The sequence below is a fragment of the Paraburkholderia caffeinilytica genome, from assembly GCF_046030355.1.
Taxonomy (GTDB): domain Bacteria; phylum Pseudomonadota; class Gammaproteobacteria; order Burkholderiales; family Burkholderiaceae; genus Paraburkholderia; species Paraburkholderia caffeinilytica_B.
This window is the reverse complement of record NZ_JAQQCQ010000005.1, coordinates 265,993-286,728: the sequence shown is the minus strand read 5'-3', so window position 1 is coordinate 286,728 and position 20,736 is coordinate 265,993. Positions and strand designations below refer to the sequence as shown.

Genomic DNA, 20,736 nt, shown 5'->3' with positions numbered 1-20,736 from the left:
GGGTAAGTCCCGGGAGACGCCCACGCCGGATTCACGCAACTTCGTCTGAACACGATCGTATTTGCCTGCTCATGCGCTTACTTCATCCCGATCCCCTTGGCAGGGGCAACTTCCTGATTGGCGTTCGGCCCAAGACGCTTGGCGCGGCGATCCATTCAGTTGGGACGTCCGAGTTCGTCAGCACCGTCGCGGCGTTCGTGAACGAAAGCATTGCCGCGGATGCGGTTCATCTCGAGCGCTGGCGCTCCGATGCGAGTAGCGCCTCGGGCTATCTGGTCGAATGGCTTGGCAGCGGCGGTACTGAGTACGCGGAACTTTGCAGACTGATGGACACGTACTATCAGCACTACTGTCACATCGATCCATTGTTCGAGCCGGTACGGGGCAAAGCCGGAACGATGCTGGTTCTGCGAAATGTGGGCAGTATTGCCGATGGCGAATTTCGCAGGAAGATTTTCGACGAACCGCAGATCGCCCATGAATGTGCATTAGTGCATGGAACTGCGCGTGTTCAGTACGCGTTCGCACTTGCACGAAACAAAAAACAATCCGCGTTCACAACGAACGAGCTCTTCTATTTTCGCCAGATGGCGGAGATGTTGTTTCCGTTGTTCGAATTGCACGCCCGGACTTCCGCCGTCTGCAGAACGGCTGCGGTCCCGTTCAATGTGACGCCAAACATGGGGTTCGATGAGCGGCTTTCGGCCCAAGACGTGCAACTGTCGCGTCGCGAGTATGAAATCTGCAAGCTGTTGTTAAACGGAAGGACGATTCCTGATGCCGCGGAACAACTGGAGATCAAGCTCTCCACCGCCGAGTCTTATGTGAAGCGGGCCTTTGCGAAACTCGGTGTCCGCACGAAGCGTGAACTGTTCGAGTGGGCGCTGGCGGAAAATTGGAGTGCTGACCGCGTAGTCATGTCGGAGTGACGGGCCCATCTTTTGAAACGCTCTGGCGCACCTTATCGTTTAATTGGCGTGATAGGCAAGCGCATAAATTATATTGGGTTCCTACCATTTGCCATCGACTCAGTGTGCGCCACCCATCGCACGGACCGAGAGCAAGCCGTGCGGCAGAGCCACTTCCTTATGGAAATCCGATGAACAGGAATGCCACGAAAAAATCGCTCACACCCCTGTTCATCTGTTCAATCCGCTAAGTCCGGACGAAATTCAACTTGCCTGCGAAATAGAATTTTTCTGTATAGCCTAAGACCTCTTGATCCAAGATAAAACTCAAACGGAGACAGTTTCCATGGAAATTAGAAAATACGAACCGCGCGATCTTGCCGAGATGGCATCGCTCTTCAACAATTACCGTGTGTTTTATGAACAAAAATCAGACGTTGAATTGGCGAAGCGGTTTATTTCCGAACGGGCAGAAAACAACGACTCGGTAATATTTGTGGCCGATACGGGTAACGGCGTATTGAATGGTTTCTGCCAGCTCTATCCGTCGCTCTGCTCTGTCGCCGCTGCACCCATCTACGTCTTATATGATTTGTTTGTCTCACCTGCGAAGAGGCGGTCCGGTGTAGCAACGCAGTTATTGCAGGTTGCGGCTACTCGCGCGAAAAGTGACGGAAAGGTTCGCATGGATCTACTAACCGCAAAGGACAATCTGAAGGCACAGGCACTGTACGAGTCACTTGGCTGGGAACGTGACGAGATGTTCTACACATACCATCTCGCAATCGATTGATTCTTTAGGTGAGCATGGTAGCAAAGGCTCTGGATACCATGGAAACGCCGCGAGGATTACGCCGGACTCATTCGGCAGGCGACGTTGCAGTGCACTCCGGTCTACGGCATCACTGACCATGATCGCACTGCTGTTCAAGCGCAGGTCTATTCCACAGAACTTCATGTTGGTCTCTGTCAGGTCAAAGGGTTTGCTTCACCCTGCCACGACTCCTGGGCCTCTCGCCGCGAGGCCCAGGCCCAGGCCCAGGCCCACTACATGATTATCAGAGCCACCGCGATGGCGCAGCACGCCTACGCCGCAAGCGGGTTGATTGCGATCGAGAAGCTTCCGCTATTAAGCGTCAACTGCGTGCGAGAGTTCAGGATTGGCGACGGCAACGAGCCCTGCGTGACGACCGGATTGACCTTGTTGAATACGGCCGAGAACTGGTCCTTCGTTACAGTGACGCTGACATAGCCGATCGAATCGCAATCCGCGTACGCAATTTCCGGGTTATAGGACTGCACCGAGGCGTCCCACACATTCTTGAGCGATCCGTCTGCCTGCTTCTGTACGACGAGCGGCGCGAGCGCGGGCGCTACCGGCAAAAACAGCGATAGCAGCGAACTGTAGAAGCTGCTCGAACTGATGCCCGCGCTCACAAAATCGGTCATAACAGGCTGCGGGTTCGGTGCGTCCTGGTCGTCCATCACTGTGCCGGCGAGAAATGCATGAATGTCGCCGGAAATCGACACGACATTGCTGATCCTGTTTGCGCCGATATACGTCGTGATGTCTTTCTTGCTGCCGGGATAGCCTTCCCACGAATCGCCGTACACCACGTATTCGGTGGTCGCGCCCGGGGTCGACGGATCCGGCTGCGGCACGTTGATCTTCAGGAAGGTAACCTCGCTGCCCCAGATCTTCCACGTTGCCGTCGATGTCGAAAGCCGCTGCTTGAGCCACGCGGTCTGCGTCGTGCCGAGCACGCTCGGCGGCCTGCCGTTTTGCGTCGTCAGTTGCGCGTCGTAGCTGTCGAGCGTCGACTTTTCCATCAGATAGCGGGAGCCTTTGGCGAGAAAATTGGTCGGAGGCGGTACAGCCGAAGGGGGAATCGGATGCGCCTCCCGGAACAGCCGTTGATCTGTGATGATCAGATCGACCAGCGAACCGAACGAAAAGTCACGATAGATGGAAATATTCTGAAAGCCTGTGCTCGTCGGGTCGTATTGCACGTCGTCCATGTCGACAGGCATGTATTCAAACCACGCTTGTGTCGCATCCGTGCGGCGCTGCGGTTCAGCGGTCTGGGCCTCGTCGTAGGTTTCGTGATCAAGCCAGCAGTCATCGGAGAACTCGTGATCGTCCCAGACCGAGATCATCGGAAACTGCGCGTGCAGATTCATCAGGCGCGGATCGCTGCGATACGTCTGGTACAGGTAGCGATAGTCGGCGAGCGTCACCGCATACGGCACCTGCGTGGTCGTGCCGGGAATCGGGAAACTACCGCCGTTGGGCAGCGTGAGTGGACCGTGCGCGGCCTCGGTCTTGCCGCTCGGGATCGTCAGTTCGTAGATGTAGTCGCCGAGATTGACGACGAAGTCGAGATCGTCTTCGGCGGCGGCGAGGTTCAGTGCTTCCCAGTGATTGGCCGTCCACGACTGGCAATTGATGTACGCGAAGCGGACCTGCGAAGGCTCGCCCGCCATGCCGGCCAGCGGCGCGGTTTTCGTGCGGCCGATCGGGCTGATGTCACTGCCGGCGATGAAACGGTAATAGTAGTGCTGGTACGGTTGTAATCCCTGTACCTTGTTGCGCACTGTATAGCCGAACTGCGCCGTCGCGGAAAGCATCTCATCGATCAACGGCTGCGAAAAGTCCTGCGTGGCAGACAACTGCACGCGCACGGGTACGTTGGCCGTCGTGGCTGGCCCCATGACGCGGGTCCAGAGCACGACGCTGTCCGATCGCGGATCGCCTGACGCTATACCCTGCGGGAATGTGTAGGTTCCCGCGGGCGCAACGGGCGCGCCGACAGGGTCGCCACCGCAAGCCGCGAGCGAGGCGCCGACGGTCGATAGGGTGATGAATCCACTCAGTTTGAGGAATTGCCGCCTGTCCATAACCACTTTGATTCTCCTGTTGGAATTGGCTTATTCTGATTGACTATTAGTAATGCTTATTTATAAGCGAGCAAGTTCATACCTCGCGCAGGGCGCGTTGTATTCAATCCGTTCGCAAAGCGGGCGGGCGGCAAGGAGCCGTCATTCCGGAGTCGATGGGCATTCGACTAGAATTCTGCTTCGGCGATGCTGTCATGCGTCTTTGTGTTTGCCTCCACAGGCACAGGAGGTCCAATCGCATGACGAAGCGCATTGTCCGGGGGAAGTGTTACCTTAATATTACAGATGTTCAATTTTAAAAATGACTTCGCCCGGACAAATCTCGCCACAGTCAGGTATCAACGGTGAAAAAATATGATCGTAGTACGGATGTACAAATATTTAAATGCACCTGGCGGTGATTCAGGGCGACGCGCAGCGCCGCGCTCGAAGCCATGAGCGAGCCAAGCCAGCCCGCGCCTACGGCACAACTGCTGGTCGACGCCGCAACGAGGCTCATGCGCGATCTTGGCCCGGTAGGGGTGACGTTCCGCTCGGTGGCGGAGGTCGCACAGGTGTCGGTCGCGACGGTCCAGCACCACTTCGGGAGCAAGGAACAACTGCTGCTGTTGCTCCAGGAGATCGCGCTGAGCGACGATGCCGAGCGCCTTCGCGGGCTCGCGGAGGCGCTGCCCATGACCGCACCCGCCGAGGTCGAAGCTGTGCACGCGATGGTGCGCAGCCTCGTTGCGGACGCCTGCGGTGCGAACGCCGGCCGTACCCGCGCGCGGTTGTCCGCATTGATGGCCGCCACGCGCGACAGCGCCGCACGCCCAGCAGCACGACGCTGGCTGAGCTTGCACCATCGATTTTTCGCCAGATTGCTGGACGGTGTCGCACCATCGCCGAGAAGCGCCGCGCGCTATCTGGTCGAACTGATGATCGGGGTCGAGGTCGTTTCGCTCGGCTGCCGGCAGCGCTCGCTCGTCCCGCTGCTCAACGACGAGCTGCTGCACTACGCCGTCGAGGCTGCGCTCGGACGCAACACGCCTGTCTGCCCCGACGCCTTTCGCGCGAATGTGACGGTGCTGCTGCAGCGACGGGCGGAGCGGCACGCGAAACCGGCCGGCGACAAGTCCGCAGACGTTCGTCGCGAGATTCTCAATGCCACCGCCGTCGTGCTGGCGCGTGGCGGCCTGGGCGAGTTGACGCATCGCGCGGTCGCGAAGCAAGCCGGCATCAGCGCTTCACTGGCAAGTTATCACTTCCGCGGCATCGACGGCTTGCTGCATGCTGCCTACCGGCACATTCACGACGGCTTCGCGCGCGTGGCGATGCCCGCACGAGGCCCCGCGATGGGGCCGTTCCAGGCGGTGCTGGCCGCCATGCTCGGCACGCGGCATGGCGGCGTGCCGGCAGTGCTCGGCTCGCTGGAGGCGCTGGTGGCATCCGCTTATGACGAGCGACTCGCCGACATGGCCTGGCAAACGCGTTTGATGCGCGGTGTCTATTACCTCCATGCAGCTGATGCGAAGGAATTCCCATTGGGCAATGCGGACTTCTTCGCACACATGCTGTCGATCTGGGCGCTGGGCCTATCGCTCGTTTCGCATGCAGGTTGGAGCGAACGACGTTTCGAGGCGTGCCTGCGTAGCCGCTTCGACGCTGTCGAGCCACTTTTTGCAAACGCGAAGCCGTAGCAGGCCGGGGTTGGCTGCGTCAATTAACTCCGCCTCCTCTGCAGTGTTTCGGGATACGTTACCTTCAATATCAATCTCGACTGGACGAGCGCTTTTTATTTCAGCGCCATACCGTTCACGGTAACCGGATATGGCGATTATCGTCCGACGGTAATCGGGCGCATTTTTATCGCATCGGTAGCGATCGCGAGATACGTCCTCTTCGGACTATTCGTTTCACTCCGTGCCTCTTATTTATCGAAGTGCGGCGCACCACCTTCACCCATGAGCCGCAATTTCTCACAGTATAGGAGTCTGTGCCAAGTCGGCCCCTAAAATTCACATGACTTAATCGATCGGCGCCAAGATCGAACACTCCCGACGCGAGGGCCAGCAGTTAGCTGGCCCCATGTGTCGTTATGCTTCTTTGCCCCACGCCATCAATCTCTTCGCGCAATATCATTCTTAATACAGCAACATTCTTCAATCCCTCTCTCTGGAAATTTCTTAAGATTTATGCTTGTGAGTAGCGGTCAACAGTTCTGCCCCTCCTATAAGGCTTACGAAACTAACGCATGACCTTAGCCGTCAGGACCATACCACCGACCCAATCCAGTTTGCTACTGACATCCGGCCCTGGTGACGCGCATGGCGTCTGGAGCCATGGTGAAAGATCATCACCCGGGTACCGCTACCAGGCGCATCAACCTTACGCTCCGGCGTATTCAAGCGCCTTTGCAAACAACCATGCAGACCGACCCAGCCAAGGTTGATAACGAAGCAACATGTGGTGCCACGAAGGCTGGCATCAGGACTGCGACGCATCATTGGTTCATGGGAAGTCTCGCCATCGGTTCCGCACCAGCACCGCTAGCAGAAACGATTCGCGCCGCGTTGACCGTACCGATCGTCCTGGCATTTTCCTACCACTTTTTTGACCCCAAGATCGCGTTGTTCGCGTCGCTCGGGGCACTTCTTGTCGTATTGGGTGAGCGGCCTGGCACTACGGGACAGCGGCTCTATAAAGCTGGAAGCGGGTTACTCGCTGGTCTACTGGCAATGGCAGCGGGGCCGCTCACTGCGGGCACTGGCGTAACACCCATACTTATCGTGCTCGCCTTTGCGGTTATTTCAGGCATTTTGAGCGCCTATGGCGCGGCCCTTTCCTTTGCCGGCATGCAGCTTCTCGTACAAATGGCGATTGCCGGGGGCCTGAAAGTGGACCTGCCTCTGGAACATAAATTGATCGCTTATTCGTTGGGAGGTCTTATTGCCTTGGCAGGCGCGTGGCTCGTGAGCGCCCGGCAGCGCACCCACAGACTTTACGGCGCCCAACTGGCAGAGGTCCTGGAAGCCTTGATGCTGAGAGAACGATCCTTAGCGACGCATCAACCTTCTGAAGAAGACCGTCTCGCACAGAGAAACATCGACGGGAACCTTGCATCGGCGAGTAGCCTGGTGCTGACCGCACGTGCAATTGGCCAGAGGCGTAAGCGATTTTTGCAGATGCTTCGATCTGTACGAGATGGCGTATCTTTGGCGACTGCCAAATCATTCGCCTTCGCTTCACCGCCGGACCCGGACGCATTACAAAGCGCTGCTCAGACTTTGCGTAGTGGGAATTACGCCGAACTGCCTTCATGGTTAACTGACCATCCGGGCAGACTGCCTGAGCCTATTGGCAAGACCGTGACTCGACCTTGGTCAAGCCGGCATAACCGGCTGTTCATTGTCCGGCTGAGTCTTTGCATGGTTGCGGCCGAAATTATCCGACAGATTACGCCATTCGGACATGGATATTGGATTCTCCTAACCGTTGCGTTGATCCTGAAGCCAGATATCACATCGGTATTTTCGCGCTCGTTGCAACGAGGCATAGGCACCGCGATTGGTGTGGTGGTAGCGAGCTTCGTGACTCTACTGGCGCCAGGCTACGCGGCCATTCTTATTGTTGGGTTGCTATGTGCCGGGATCCCCTACTCTGTGTGTCGAAACTACGCATGGTTCTCCGTGCTTATCACGCCGGTGGTTCTCATTTTGCTGGACCTTGGTGGGACCGTCGGTCTAAATGTACTGGTACAGCGAGTGATACATACAGAAACGGCGTGCGTGCTGGTGCTTGTACTTGCTTACGCATTTTGGCCAGACACCTGGCGCCCGTCAGCTCGACCAGAAATCGCGCGTTTATGTGATCAACTAGCGGATCTGGCTCTGTCTATCCCTCTAGACTTCGACGGCGACGCCGCCGTTGCACTTTCAGATCGACGCCTCGCGATAGCCCACGGTATTGCGGAGCTTCGACTGCGAGCCACCACCGCGTCGAGCGAACCACAGGGACCTCGCTTGCGTGCCAAACATTGGCAGGAAGTGGCCGCATGCCTTGAAAATGCGTTGCAAGCAATTGTGTGCTCGCCTTCCCCCCCCTCCATTGACGGGGAGGTTCGGGCGCTACGATCACTCTCTGTCGCGCTTCGAGACCCCGATCGACTGGCGGTCCGTGGTTTGAGATTTGATCCCGATGCGTCGGTGTTGGGTAAATGCGTAGATGAGCTTATACAGGTCGTAGCTCATCTGCATGTGTTTGGTCAGCCGGAAGAAATAAGGAACTCATAGCAATGACAATCCTCGCCGCTCATCGGCTCTACTCAATCCCCACCGGATAAGTCCTCCACAGAAGCGACCGTTTGCTCTGGGACATAGTCCGACACGTCCCAGATGCAATAAGGCTCGTACAGTATGCCGAAATATGTAGCGTCCTGTTTGCAGGAAAAGTCAAATCGCAACCTTGTAGAGGTAAATGGGTGTCGTCATTGTCGAAGTTCCGTGGTTGAATACGGCGACGCCATCCAGTTGCGGCACAGGCAAATAGATGTTGCCCTTGCCGTCGAGGAACGGCGCATCGACCCATCTGAGCCGTTTATCGCGCACGATCACCGTCACGGAACCGTCGGGGTTGCGGCGCTTCAATGCATTCTCGGCAAGCGGCGTGAAATATAAACTTCCGTCGGGTGCCATCGCCGTCCCCCCAACTGCCGGCAAATCGAACCATTTAGTCACGTGCCGGGAAATTTCTTCGTCGCCAAGACTGGCGTCGTCGAGGTAGCGAGTCTCGATGCAATACATCGGCCCGGACAACGGTGCAAAATAGAAATATTTGCCGTCCGGGCTCAGTTCGAGATCGTCTGCATTCACCCTGAGAGGCGTACCGTCCGGCGCCATGAGTACCTTGCCGTTCACGACAATTCTGTCGTCGGGGCGGGCCTTCGTGAAAGGCGAATCGTCGAGCAGGCGTCGCACGCTTCCGTCCTCCAGGTTCAGCACCATAATCGCCCCCGCACCCGCGTCCGTCAGGTACGCGCGCTTACCATTGATCCGGATGTCGTCGATGTACGTATTAGGTCGCAGCGCTTCTCCTGAGAAGCTGTAGACGCGGAGAACGCGGTCGGTACGCGTGTCTATATGAACAATCTTGGGACCACCGGGAACCGAGGCTTCGCCGAATGTCGGAGCGCCTGTATCGACGACCCAGATCGTTCCATCGGACTCGGCATGGATTGCATTCACGCTCACAAACGCATTGGCGGCGTCGCCGCCGGCTTTCCAACTGTTCCATTGCTCGGATGGATAAGGAACGAGGCGCCCGTCGGACTCCGCGACGGCAACGGCCGGTCCCTTGTTGCCGGCCCAGAGGGGCGAACTGACGATCACCCTGCCTTTGTCGTCTAACGCGACAGCGTTCCAAGGCATCCGGCTCGTGGTTCTGACGGTCAAAAGCCGATGTGGATGAACCGGATCGGCGGTGCCATCTCCGGGCGTGGCTGAAGCAAAACGACTTGCTAACACCCCTGCTGCAAAGCAGGCCAGCGCAGGAAACAGGATCCATTTCTTATTCATGGTCGACTCCACGGAGGTGATCTGACTCACGGATTCCACCGAGCGAGTTCAATCGGCGGGCGTTCCTGATTCGCCAGAGCAGTTGAACCAATACTTTAAATGTGAACGCTACGGACGATGCGGTATTGGACGAAATCACCACCGCTTGTCGAAATCTGTCTCATCAAGCATTGTCGTCACGGACACGCGAACTATAACTTCGACTGGGTATAGACGATTGCCGCTTCTTGCTCGAATTTGATGATAGTTGCTCTGCGGGATCACAGTGAATCGCCTCGGATTTGGCAGGAGGTGAAGCAATAACTTACGCAGGTTACGAGTCCAATGCGCAGGAGGGTTCATGCATACTCCGGAGCATCAAACGGTTCCGGAATATGAACACGTCCCTTTGACCGGTAGCGCCGGACAACCTGCATACAAATGGTGCCTCACGCGCCGTCATTACAAGGACGGCCGTCTGTCAATTTTGAGCGTTGCGCGGTCCTCAAGCGAAGATCGAAAGGTTGCGATAAACACTTACCTGTCGCTGGGCTATCTGTCATTCACCGCATCCGTCATGCGTTCACGCCGAGCGGCGGACTTGCGCGCAGCGGCCGAAGAGCATCGGCGCCGGTTTGTTGAACTCGTCGTCGATTCGATATCGATGCGCCTACCGAACGCCGCGATAGCGGACATTGCCGCGCTGACCGGCGCACTGGTGACACTCGGTGCGACAACGCTGTCGTACAACTTCCACGCCTATCAGTCGGAACTCTATCCAACGCGAGTGCGGGCGCGCGCGATCGGCTTCGTCTATTCGTGGAGCCGGCTATCCGGCATCTTCAGTGGCTTTCTGGTCGCTTTTGCGCTGCGCGGCGGCGGTGTCTCGGCTGCGCTCCTGCTGATCGCCGCCTGCATGGGCATCGACGCGCTGGTTATCGGTGTGCTGGGGCCAATGACACGCGGGCGATCGCTGGAGTCGATTTCCCAGTAGCTTTACAAAGGACCGGTCGGGATCGCTTTCTGGTAGTCAAGCACTTCTTGAGTCATGGTCGGGCTGCCATTTATTAACGCGATCATCTTGTTGAATTCGGACGCCGACCTCTGCTGCTTCATGTTGGTGAACATGGGCTCGTTTCCGGTAATCTGGGGCATTTTTACTACCCCAATCTATTTTGATAAAACGTTACCAAAACAGCGCAACCATTGGGACTAAACTGAAAAATCAACTCAACTGGTTGCGTACCTGAAAAATCGTATGTGCTCGTAAAACTTCCGGTGAATGCTTTCCACTGCCTACCTTGACCGAATATCGCGATGACCATCTCCGGCGAAACACATGAGTAGTCCGCAGCTAACTGGATGCGCATTGATGCGCGAACTGAACCTTGAGGCAGATGAACAACAAAATAGAAAAAATTCTCATTTTCTATTTCCCGCGGAAATGAGGAAAGACGGTACCAGTCGATATTTTTCCCCGAGCCGCTGTCGAACGGTTGTCCGTCACCATCAGCAGCGGGCACGACCTCTAGCCTGAGATATTTTTTCAGCAACGTAACGTCGTCGATGCGACCACCCAATGCGAGAGAACGCAAATTCGTAAGCAGTTCGTCGACCGGAATAGACTCCTCGCTCGCAATTTCGGCCTGTTTAGGCAGCTCTGTTTTCATTATCCGCCCGGAACAACCGAAGATAGCTGAAGCCATCACGAAGATGGATAGTCCTCCGACGCCGTGGCGAGAGATTTTCACGAAAAGATTTTTTAACATTCCCAATAGGTCTCACAAACCTGGCATTTTTGTCATTCGTCCCAGTGTTTACGCCCAGCTAACCTGGCTTTCAGAGCACTAAGCAAACTCTGGGCTAACCAGTTAAACCTTACGATTTCAAGCCATGTTGTCGGCGCCCGCGAATTACCAAGGGTATCTCGATTAACAACTGCCGATGACGCTCTCGTTTGTTACGGGCAGCGAAGCTGCCATGACTAACTTTACTCTCTCGGACTACTCCGACCGTCGGTATTTCACCCCGCCCGGCTTCATTTCTTCCGATCCCAGCCACCCACCCGCACGCCAAGCTCACCCACAATTTACTTGACATCTAAACTATCGACGCCTAAATTATCCTCCAGAGCAAGGTTCACATGGAGAGTCAGCATGCGCATCGTCTGTATCGGCGGCGGCCCGGCCGGGTTGTATTTCGGCCTGTTAATGAAGGGCCGGAACCCGGCGTATGACGTCACGGTGATCGAGCGCAATCGGCCCTATGACACCTTCGGCTGGGGCGTGGTCTTCTCCGACCAGACGCTCGGCAACCTGCGCGCCGCCGACGCCCCCAGCGCGGACGCGATTCTCGACGCCTTCAACCACTGGGACGACATCGAGATCAATTTCCGCGGCAGGCAGATTCGCTCGTCGGGCCATGGCTGTTGCGGCATCGGCCGCAAACGTCTGTTGAATATCCTCCAGGCGCGCTGCGAAGAGCTGGGCGTCAAGCTGGTTTTCGAAACCCAGGTCACGGACGACACACGCTACGAAGCCGACCTGATCGTCGCCTGTGATGGCGCCAACAGCGCCATCCGCCAGAAGCACGCCGCCACCTACAAGCCCGCGATCGACATGCGCGATTGCCGCTTCGTCTGGCTCGGCACCAAAAAACTTTTCGACGCCTTCACATTCGCGTTCGAAGAAACCGAGTTCGGCTGGTTCCAGGCGCACGCCTATCGTTTCGACGATCAGACCTCCACCTTCATTGTGGAAACACCGGAGCGCGTGTGGCGCGCGGCCGGTCTCGACGAAATGAGCAAGGAAGACAGCATTGCGTTCTGTGAGAAGCTGTTCGCCAAGTATCTGGACGGCAATCCGTTACTGTCGAACGCTGCGCATTTGCGCGGGTCGTCGCAATGGATTCGCTTCCCGCGCGTCGTCAACGAGGAATGGGTGCATTGGCGCAGCAATGCCGATGGCACGCAAACGCCGATCGTGCTGATGGGCGACGCGGCACACACCGCGCATTTCTCGATCGGTTCGGGCACGAAGCTCGCGCTCGAAGATTCGATCGAACTCGCCAACAGCCTGGGCGCGCATCCAGGTGATTTGCCGGCTGCATTGAAGCACTACACGGATGTCCGCAGCATTGACGTATTGCGCATTCAGAACGCTGCGCGCAATTCGACGGAGTGGTTTGAGCATGTCGATCGCTATACGTCGTTCGAACCGGAACAGTTCGCGTATTCGCTGCTGACGCGTTCGCAGCGCATTTCGCACGAGAATTTGCGGGAGCGTGACGCAACTTATCTCTCGGCGTTCGAAGACTGGCTCGCACACCGCTCAGGCATTGACCGCACGCCGGAAAAACACTCCGTTCCGCCGATGTTCACGCCCTTCACATTGCGTGGCGTGACGCTGAAAAACCGCGTAGTCGTCTCACCGATGGCGCAATACTCCGCCGTCGACGGCATCGCCGGTGACTATCATCTGATGCACCTCGGTGCCCGCGCCATGGGCGGCGCCGGGTTGGTCATGACGGAAATGACCTGCGTGTCGCCCGAAGCGCGCATCACGCCCGCTTGTCCCGGCATGTACGCGCCGGAACATCTCACGGCATGGAAGCGCATTGTGGACCTCGTGCATGCTCAGTCGGATGCGAAGATCGGCATTCAATTGGGGCACTCCGGCGCAAAAGGCTCGACACGCGTTGCGTGGGAAGGCATCGACCAGCCGCTTGACGAAGGGAATTGGCCGCTCGTGTCCGCTTCGCCGCAGCAATATTTAAGCGGCGTAAGCCAGACCTCGCACGCAGCCACACTCGAAGAACTTAAAGAAATCGAGGCGCAATTCGTCCGCGCCACGCAAATGTCCGCCGAGGCAGGCTTCGATTGGCTCGAACTGCACTGTGCACACGGATATTTCCTTTCGAGCTTCCTGTCACCGCTGACCAACCAACGCACCGACGAATACGGCGGCTCGCTCGAAAACCGTCTGCGCTACCCGTTGCAGGTTTTCAAGGCGATCCGCGCTGTCTGGCCACAAGACAAACCGATTTCCGTGCGTATTTCCGCTAACGATTGGGTCGAAGGAGGCACCACGCCCGACGACGCCGTGCAGATCGCCCGCGCCTTCAAGGCGGCAGGCGCCGACATGATCGATGTCTCGTCGGGCCAGGTCAGCAAGCAGGAAAAGCCCGTGTTCGGCCGCATGTTCCAGACGCCGTTCGCCGACCGCGTGCGCAACGAAGCCGGCATCGCAACGATCGCCGTCGGCGCGATCTCGGAAGCGGATCACGTGAACAGCATCATCGCGGCGGGACGCGCCGATCTTTGCGCGATCGCACGGCCGCACCTGGCCAATCCGTCGTGGACGCTGAATGAAGCTGCAAAAATCAGCTATTTCGACGTCATGTGGCCGAAGCCTTACACGGCCGCGAAGTCGCAACTCGAACGCAATCTCGAACGCGAACGTGCACAAGCTGCCGCGAACGCTGGGTTGTCGCCGCAAGAACGCGCGCAACGCGCTGAAGGAACCACGTGAATACGTCCACCAGAACGCTCGCCGGACAACACGCTGTCGTCACAGGTGGTGGCAGCGGCATCGGCGCGGCCGTGGCCGAAGCGCTGCTGCGCGCCGGTGCACGCGTCACCTTAATGGGACGCAACGCGCAACGCCTCGATGCACAGCGGGAAAATTTCACCGGGCTCGGCGAGGTCGTCTGCATTCGCGTCGACGTCACGAGCGAAGAATCGGTCGAGAAAGCATTTGCCCAAGCAGGCGCAATCGACATCCTCGTCAATAACGCCGGCCAGGCGCAAGCGGCGCCCTTCGTCCACACCGACATGGCGCTCTGGCAACGCATGCTTGACGTGAACCTCACGGGCGTGTTTCTCGGCACACGCGCCGTGTTACCTGGCATGCTCGAACGCGGTCACGGCCGCATCGTGAACGTCGCGAGCACAGCGGGACAGATCGGCTATGCGTACGTCGCCGCTTACTGCGCCGCGAAACATGGCGTGATCGGCCTGACGCGTTCCCTCGCGCTGGAAGTCGCGACGAAAGGCGTCACCGTTAATGCGGTGTGCCCTGGTTACACGGAGACCGAACTGCTACACGCATCGCTTGAACAGATCACCAGCAAGACCTCGCGCACCGAACAGCAGGCGCGCGAAACCCTGCTTCGCTCGAATCCGCAACATCGTTTCGTGAGCCCGGAGCAGGTTGCCAACGCCGTGCTTTGGCTCTGCCAGCCCGGCTCGGACGCGATCACGGGGCAATCCATTTCCATCTCCGGTGGAGAAGTAATGTGACCAAGTCATCGAACATCAAAACGCCCTCGCCGGCCGAAGCGAAACCGCCGCGCAAAGGCGTGGCCAAACCCGCGGAGAACGTCGTGGATCTGGAAATGAGTACCGGCGCCGATAGTCACATGGGGCTGCGTTTGTGGCTGCGCATGCTGACCACGACCAATCTCGTGCAAGCCGAACTGCGTAAGCGCCTGCGTAACGAATTCGACACCACGTTGCCGCGTTTCGATTTGATGGCGCAACTCGAACGTCATCCGGAAGGGCTGAAGATGACGGAACTGTCCCGCCGTTTGATGGTGACAGGTGGCAACGTGACCGGCATCACGGATCAGCTCGAAAAAGAAGGCCTGGTTTCGCGCGACACCGATCCCAATGATCGTCGTTCGATCAGCGTGTGCCTCACGCCCACGGGTCGTAAGGCGTTCGACAAGATGGCCGGCGCGCATGAGCAATGGGTCGTCGAATTGTTCGGCGGCTTGAGTCTCGATGAGAAATCACGCACGCATCAGCGCCTCGGCAAACTCAAGAAACATTTGCTCGACAGTCTGAAAGACTGATCCGCACGGATTCGGGCAACCACTTTGCACGGGACCCGACTAAGGGAGACACACATGACACGATCCAACGCCGACGCGCTACTGGCCGGCAACCGCCTGACGCTCGCGGGTTACGAGGCGCAGCACTTCGGCTGGTCGGTCGCCGACAAAGTCGCGACGATCACACTGAACCGCCCCGAACGCAAAAACCCGCTGACGTTCGAATCGTATGCGGAATTGCGCGATCTGTTCCGGCAACTCACCTACGCGACCGACGTCAAGGCAGTCGTCATTCACGGCGCAGGCGAGAACTTCTGCTCCGGCGGCGACGTGCACGACATCATCGCGCCGCTGATCGATCTGCCAATGCCGGAACTGCTGCTGTTCACGCGCATGACCGGCGATCTGGTCAAAGCAATGCGCCATTGCCCACAACCCATCATTGCCGCGGTCGACGGCGTCTGCGCGGGCGCCGGCGCGATCCTGGCGATGTCGTCCGACATGCGGCTCGGCACGGCGCGCAGCAAACTCGCGTTCCTGTTCTCCCGCGTCGGCCTGGCGGGGTGCGATATGGGCGCTTGCGCGATCCTGCCGCGCATCATCGGCCAGGGGCGCGCCGCCGAATTGCTGTTCACGGGCCGCTCGGCAAGTGGCGACGAAGGCCACGCATGGGGCTTCTATAACCGCCTGTGCGAACCGGCAGCGCTCCTCGCGGACGCGCAAAAGCTCGCCGCCGATCTCGTCGCCGGTCCGACCTTCGCGCACGGCATCACGAAGAAGATGCTGCACCAGGAATGGAGCATGAGCATCGACGAAGCGATCGAATCCGAAGCGCAAGCCCAGGCAATCTGCATGAGCACGCGCGACTTCGAACGTGCGTATAGCGCGTTTGCCGCGAAGTCTCGCCCGGTCTTCGAGGGAGATTGAATTGAGCACCCACAGCGATATGGATCTGCACAGCGCACTGGCCTGGCCGTTTTTCGAACCGCGCCACCGCGAACTGGCTGCGGGTATCGAAGCATGGTGCCGCGCGAATCTCTCACAGGTAGAACATCACGACGTCGATGCGAGCTGCCGCCGCCTGGTCCGCGAACTCGGTTCGGCAGGCTGGCTGAAATACGGTGTCGGCGGCGTTGCCTACGGCGGAAATGGCGACACCATCGACACACGCGCCGTGTGCCTGCTGCGCGAAACGCTCGCCAAACATTCCGGTCTCGCGGATTTCGCGCTGGCAATGCAAGGACTCGGCTCAGGCGCGATCTCGCTCGGCGGCACCCATGAGCAAAAGACCCGTTATTTGCCACGCGTGGCAAACGGCACGGCTATCGCCGCCTTCGCTTTGTCGGAACCGGAAGCGGGATCGGACGTCGCCGCGATGTCTCTCTCTGCGCGCGAAGACGGCGACTTCTACGTACTCGATGGCGACAAGACGTGGATCTCGAACGGCGGCATCGCGGATTTCTACGTGGTGTTCGCCAGAACCGGCGAAGCGCCAGGTGCACGAGGCATTACGGCCTTCATCGTCGATGCCGACACACCGGGCCTGGAAATCGCCGAGCGCATCGACGTGATCGCACCGCATCCCTTGGCGCGTTTGCACTTTGCCGGCGCACGTGTCCCGCGCAGCCAGATGCTCGGCGCACCCGGCGAAGGTTTCAAACTCGCGATGCGTACGCTGGATATTTTCCGTACGTCGGTAGCGGCTGCGTCGTTAGGCTTCGCGCGTCATGCGATGGCGGAAGGTCTTTCGCGTGCGTCGTCGCGCAAGATGTTCGGACAGACGCTCGGCGATTTTCAGCTGACGCAAGCCAAGCTCGCACAAATGGCATTGACGATCGACAGCAGCGCGTTACTGGTCTATCGCGCAGCCTGGCTGCGCGATCAAGGCGAAAACATCACGCGTGAAGCGGCCATGGCCAAGTGGCACGCAAGCGAAGGGGCGCAGCAAGTGATCGACGCCGCCGTGCAGCTCTATGGCGGCATGGGCGTGCAAAGTGGCACAGCCGTCGAGATGCTGTACCGCGAAATTCGTGCGTTGCGGATCTATGAGGGCGCGACTGAAGTACAGCAGTTGATCGTCGGTCGCGACCTCCTGAAGGTGCATGCGGCCAAAGTCAGTCAAGTCAGCCGGGACGCAGCGAAATGAACACGACCTTCGAAAGACCGGTGCGCATCCGTTTCCAGCACTGCGATCCCGCCGGCATCGTGTTCTTTCCGCAATATCTGGTAATGACCAACGCCTTGGTCGAAGACTGGTTCAACGAAGGCCTGCGGATCGACTATACGCAGATGATCGCGCAGCGCCGAATCGGCTTGCCGATCGTCAAACTCGATTGCGAGTTTTCGAGGCCGAGCCAGATGGGCGAAACGATCACGCTGGCACTCGACGTCGTCGCAATTGGACGCCGCTCAATCAGCATCGAGATCGTCGGCCGGCACGGCGACGAAATCCGTTTTCGCGCGAAACAGGTGCTCGTGACGACATCGCTCGACAGCGGCACATCCATCGACATTCCCGCCGACATCGCGAACGCACTCGCGACGTTCGCCCCACAGCCTGAATCCATCGAGGCGCATCGCTCATGAAAAAAGCTCTCCTTCCCGCCGGTTGGGTCAAGCCGCGCGGCTACGCGAACGGCGTTGCCGCAACCGGTACGCAAGTGTTTATCGCCGGCCAGATCGGCTGGGACGAACAGGCGCGTTTTCAGACCGCCGACTTCGCGCAACAAGCGATTCAGGCGCTCAGGAACGTGCTCGCCGTCCTGCATGAAGCAGGCGGCAAGCCCGAGCATCTGGTTCGCCTGACGTGGTACGTGACGGACAAGCGCGAGTACCTCGCCTCGCTGAAAGATATCGGCCGCGCGTTTCGCGAACTGATCGGCGACTACGACATCGCGATGAGCGCGGTACAGGTCGTCGCCTTGATCGAAGACGAAGCCAAGGTCGAAATCGAAGCGACGGCCGTGATCCCCCAGTAAACGTACGAAACACGCGTCACCTAGCCACCCCGTCAACCGAAGCGCATTCAGCCGGCTCACCCCCGGGAGACCATGATGGAACCGTCAGCACACGTCGATACCTTCGCGCGCGACAATCTGCCGCCGCAGGATCAATGGCCTGTCTTTCTGCTCGACAACCCGGACGTCGCTTACCCGGCGCGCTTCAATTGCGCGACGGAATTGCTCGACAGAACGATCGAAGCGGGACACCGCGACCATCCGGCGATCTGGTCGGATGTGGATGGGAAGCCGCAGGCGACCACGTATGGTGAGTTGCTTGCCCAGGTGAATCGCAGTGCGCATGTACTGGTCGATGAAATGGGTTTGCAGCCGGGCAACCGTGTGCTGTTGCGCGGGCCGAACACCTTGCACATGGCGGTGACGGCGCTCGCCGCGCTGAAAGCCGGCCTCGTCGTGGTGCCCACCATGCCGCTGCTGCGGGCGAAAGAACTGAAGCAGATCATCGAGAAGGCGCAGGTCAGCGCCGCGCTATGCGACGCGCGCCTGACCGCCGAACTCGCGCGCTGCAGCGATCCTCAGGACGAGTTCTACTGCGCAGGCCTGAAACAGACGTGCCTGTTTCATGACGATTCCAGCGATTCGCTCGACACTCTTGCGATCAACAAACCGGACCAGTTCACCGCGTGCGACACCGCTGCTGACGACGTCTGCCTGATCGCCTTCACCAGCGGCACGACGGGTGCGCCGAAGGGCTGCATGCATTTTCATCGCGACGTGCTGGCAATGTGCGATCTGTTTCCGCGGCATGTTCTGAAACCTTCATCGAGCGATGTGTTTTGCGGTACGCCGCCGCTCGCCTTCACATTCGGCTTGGGCGGTTTGCTGTGTTTTCCGCTGCGCGTCGGCGCATCGACGGTGCTGATCGAGAAGCTCACGCCCGAGACCTTGCTGCAAACCGTCGAGCGCTTTCACGCGACGATCATGTTCACCGCACCGACGTTCTATCGGCAAATGGCGCCGCTCGTCGCGCATCACGACATATCAAGCTTGAAGAAGACGGTATCGGCGGGAGAAGCGTTGCCGGATTCGACGCGCCGTCTATGGCGCGACGCAAGTGGCATCGAGATGATCGACGGGATCGGCGGCACGGAACTGATCCATATTTTCATCTCGGCGCAAGGCGACGCGATTCGTCCGCATGCCATCGGCAGCGCGGTGCCGGGCTATGTCGTGCAAGCCGTGGATGACGCCATGCAACCCGTCCCGCCCGGCACGATCGGCAAACTCGCGGTGCGCGGGCCGACGGGCTGCCGCTATCTCGCCGACGAGCGGCAGGCGAAGTTCGTTCGCGACGGCTGGAACCTTCCCGGCGACTCGGTCTATCTCGACGAAGACGGCTACGTGTTTTATCAGGCCCGCGCCGACGACATGATCGTCTCCGCCGGCTATAACATCTCCGGCCCTGAAGTGGAAAGCGTGCTGATGCAACACGACGCGGTGGCCGAATGCGCCGTGATCGGCGTGGCCGACGAGACGCGCGGACAGATCGTCAAAGCCTTCGTGGTGCTGAATCCAGGCTATGCACGGGACGACAAACTGGTCGCGCAACTGCAGGATTTCGTGAAAAGTAGCGTGGCGCCTTACAAATACCCACGCGTCATCGCTTTCATCGACTCGCTGCCGCGCACGGAAACAGGCAAGATCAAACGCTTTGAATTGCGTACGCTCGGGTAGCCGCACATGTAACGCCTCGTTCCTAGAGCCCCACCTCGGCACAACACCCCTATGATGTGACACTCCACAGGCCAACCTCCCTCGACCCATGCTGATCGTCCATCATCTGAACAACTCCCGCTCGCAACGCGTGTTGTGGCTGCTCGAAGAACTCGGCGTTCCGTACGAGATCAAGCGCTACGAGCGCGACCCGGCCACGATGCTGGCGCCGCCCGAATTGCGCGCGGTGCATCCGCTCGGCAAGTCGCCCGTCATTACCGACGACGGCCAGACCCTCGCCGAATCCGGTGCGATCATCGAGTATCTGGTCGACAAGTACGGTCAAGGCCGTTTCGCGCCCGCAGCGGGTACGCCCGAGCGGCTGCGTTACACCTACTGGATGCACTATGCGGAAGGCTCGGCCATGCCGCCGCTGTTGCTGAAACTGGTGGCCCTGCGCATCGCCGGCGCACCCATGCCGTTCTTCGCCAAACCGATCGCCCGCAAGATCGCGGCGACGCTGCAAGCGAGTTTCATCGATCCTCAGTTGAAGCTGCACCTCGGCTACATCAACAAGGAACTGAGCGCGACCGGCTGGTTCGTCGGCAGCGATTTCACGGCGGTCGATGTTCAGATGAGCTTTCCGCTCGAAGCCGCCACCGCGCGCGGCGGCATGGAAGGGCAGATTCCCGCCGTCGTCGATTTCCTGAAGCGCATTCACGCGCGGCCGGCCTATCAGCGGGCGCTGGAGCGCGGCGGCAAGTACGAACTGCTCGGTGGCGATTGACGTCCCATGCCGCCCAGGAATTCGTAGTTGTGAGTCAAAAGTCGCGAGTGCTAGACTAAAAACTCCCATTGCCGTCAACGGGTTGCCGACCGGGTTTCCGACTTCGT

General features: G+C 58.9%; 18 protein-coding genes and 1 pseudogene. 15 read left to right on the top strand and 4 right to left on the bottom strand.

Annotated elements, in window-relative coordinates; translation table 11 throughout:
• Positions 1-71 precede the first annotated feature (71 nt).
• Together PQQ95_RS10445 and PQQ95_RS10440 are read left to right on the top strand one after the other, a co-directional pair.
• The gene (locus tag PQQ95_RS10445) at positions 72-929 is read left to right on the top strand and encodes a helix-turn-helix transcriptional regulator (RefSeq protein ID WP_408437304.1); all 858 of its coding nucleotides are present in this window, start codon (positions 72-74) and stop codon (positions 927-929) included.
• 325 nt (positions 930-1,254) lie between these two features.
• Positions 1,255-1,701 (top strand): GNAT family N-acetyltransferase, encoded by a 447-nt coding sequence (locus tag PQQ95_RS10440; protein WP_408437303.1) that lies wholly within the window; start codon positions 1,255-1,257, stop codon positions 1,699-1,701.
• 293 nt (positions 1,702-1,994) lie between these two features.
• Here PQQ95_RS10440 and PQQ95_RS10435 read toward each other — a convergent pair whose 3' ends face one another.
• On the bottom strand, positions 1,995-3,806 hold the full coding sequence (locus PQQ95_RS10435; RefSeq protein ID WP_408437464.1) for an alkaline phosphatase D family protein: 1,812 nt from the start codon (positions 3,804-3,806) through the stop codon (positions 1,995-1,997).
• Between the two features lie 434 nt (positions 3,807-4,240).
• Here PQQ95_RS10435 and PQQ95_RS10430 point away from each other — a divergent pair, with 434 nt between their 5' ends.
• The 3 genes and pseudogenes from PQQ95_RS10430 (at position 4,241) to PQQ95_RS10420 (ending at position 8,077) form a co-directional block, all read left to right on the top strand.
• Positions 4,241-5,485: a TetR/AcrR family transcriptional regulator gene (locus PQQ95_RS10430; RefSeq protein WP_408437302.1), complete on the top strand. Its 1,245-nt coding sequence runs from the start codon at positions 4,241-4,243 to the stop codon at positions 5,483-5,485.
• 57 nt (positions 5,486-5,542) lie between these two features.
• Positions 5,543-5,800, top strand: a pseudogene (locus PQQ95_RS10425) (ion channel); the annotation flags it as partial.
• Positions 5,801-6,127: 327 nt separating this feature from the next.
• Entirely contained in the window at positions 6,128-8,077 is a 1,950-nt protein-coding gene (locus PQQ95_RS10420; RefSeq protein ID WP_408437301.1) for an FUSC family protein, read from the top strand.
• A gap of 159 nt (positions 8,078-8,236) precedes the next feature.
• Here the strand turns inward: PQQ95_RS10420 and PQQ95_RS10415 are convergent, their stop codons facing one another.
• Positions 8,237-9,358, bottom strand: coding sequence for an L-dopachrome tautomerase-related protein (locus PQQ95_RS10415; RefSeq protein WP_408437300.1), 1,122 nt, complete (start codon positions 9,356-9,358; stop codon positions 8,237-8,239).
• 556 nt (positions 9,359-9,914) lie between these two features.
• Between PQQ95_RS10415 and PQQ95_RS10410 the strand changes: the two genes are divergently transcribed.
• Positions 9,915-10,331: an MFS transporter gene (locus PQQ95_RS10410; protein ID WP_408437299.1), complete on the top strand. Its 417-nt coding sequence runs from the start codon at positions 9,915-9,917 to the stop codon at positions 10,329-10,331.
• 2 nt (positions 10,332-10,333) lie between these two features.
• Here the strand turns inward: PQQ95_RS10410 and PQQ95_RS10405 are convergent, their stop codons facing one another.
• Complete coding sequence (locus tag PQQ95_RS10405; RefSeq protein ID WP_408437298.1) at positions 10,334-10,465, bottom strand: hypothetical protein; 132 nt, start codon at positions 10,463-10,465, stop codon at positions 10,334-10,336.
• Between the two features lie 32 nt (positions 10,466-10,497).
• Entirely contained in the window at positions 10,498-11,106 is a 609-nt protein-coding gene (locus tag PQQ95_RS10400; RefSeq protein ID WP_408437297.1) for a hypothetical protein, read from the bottom strand.
• Between the two features lie 387 nt (positions 11,107-11,493).
• Between PQQ95_RS10400 and PQQ95_RS10395 the strand changes: the two genes are divergently transcribed.
• The 9 genes from PQQ95_RS10395 to PQQ95_RS10355 all read left to right on the top strand — a co-directional run bounded on the left by PQQ95_RS10395 (position 11,494) and on the right by PQQ95_RS10355 (position 20,629).
• Entirely contained in the window at positions 11,494-13,866 is a 2,373-nt protein-coding gene (locus PQQ95_RS10395; protein ID WP_408437296.1) for a bifunctional salicylyl-CoA 5-hydroxylase/oxidoreductase, read from the top strand.
• Complete coding sequence (locus PQQ95_RS10390; protein ID WP_408437295.1) at positions 13,863-14,636, top strand: SDR family NAD(P)-dependent oxidoreductase; 774 nt, start codon at positions 13,863-13,865, stop codon at positions 14,634-14,636. Before PQQ95_RS10395 ends, PQQ95_RS10390 begins: the two co-directional genes overlap by 4 nt.
• Positions 14,633-15,190, top strand: coding sequence for a MarR family winged helix-turn-helix transcriptional regulator (locus PQQ95_RS10385; RefSeq protein WP_408437294.1), 558 nt, complete (start codon positions 14,633-14,635; stop codon positions 15,188-15,190). Before PQQ95_RS10390 ends, PQQ95_RS10385 begins: the two co-directional genes overlap by 4 nt.
• A gap of 54 nt (positions 15,191-15,244) precedes the next feature.
• Positions 15,245-16,096 (top strand): enoyl-CoA hydratase family protein, encoded by an 852-nt coding sequence (locus PQQ95_RS10380; RefSeq protein WP_408437293.1) that lies wholly within the window; start codon positions 15,245-15,247, stop codon positions 16,094-16,096.
• 19 nt (positions 16,097-16,115) lie between these two features.
• Positions 16,116-17,315 (top strand): acyl-CoA dehydrogenase family protein, encoded by a 1,200-nt coding sequence (locus PQQ95_RS10375; RefSeq protein WP_408437463.1) that lies wholly within the window; start codon positions 16,116-16,118, stop codon positions 17,313-17,315.
• Positions 17,312-17,755 carry an acyl-CoA thioesterase gene (locus PQQ95_RS10370; RefSeq protein WP_408437292.1) on the top strand — a complete coding sequence of 148 codons (444 nt, stop codon included), beginning with the start codon at positions 17,312-17,314 and terminating at the stop codon, positions 17,753-17,755. The genes PQQ95_RS10375 and PQQ95_RS10370 overlap by 4 nt, the downstream gene beginning before the upstream one ends.
• Entirely contained in the window at positions 17,752-18,147 is a 396-nt protein-coding gene (locus PQQ95_RS10365) for a RidA family protein (protein WP_408437291.1), read from the top strand. The genes PQQ95_RS10370 and PQQ95_RS10365 overlap by 4 nt, the downstream gene beginning before the upstream one ends.
• Positions 18,148-18,222: 75 nt before the next feature.
• Positions 18,223-19,863, top strand: coding sequence for an AMP-binding protein (locus PQQ95_RS10360; protein WP_408437462.1), 1,641 nt, complete (start codon positions 18,223-18,225; stop codon positions 19,861-19,863).
• Between the two features lie 88 nt (positions 19,864-19,951).
• Positions 19,952-20,629 carry a glutathione S-transferase family protein gene (locus PQQ95_RS10355; protein ID WP_408437290.1) on the top strand — a complete coding sequence of 226 codons (678 nt, stop codon included), beginning with the start codon at positions 19,952-19,954 and terminating at the stop codon, positions 20,627-20,629.
• Positions 20,630-20,736: the final 107 nt, after the last annotated feature.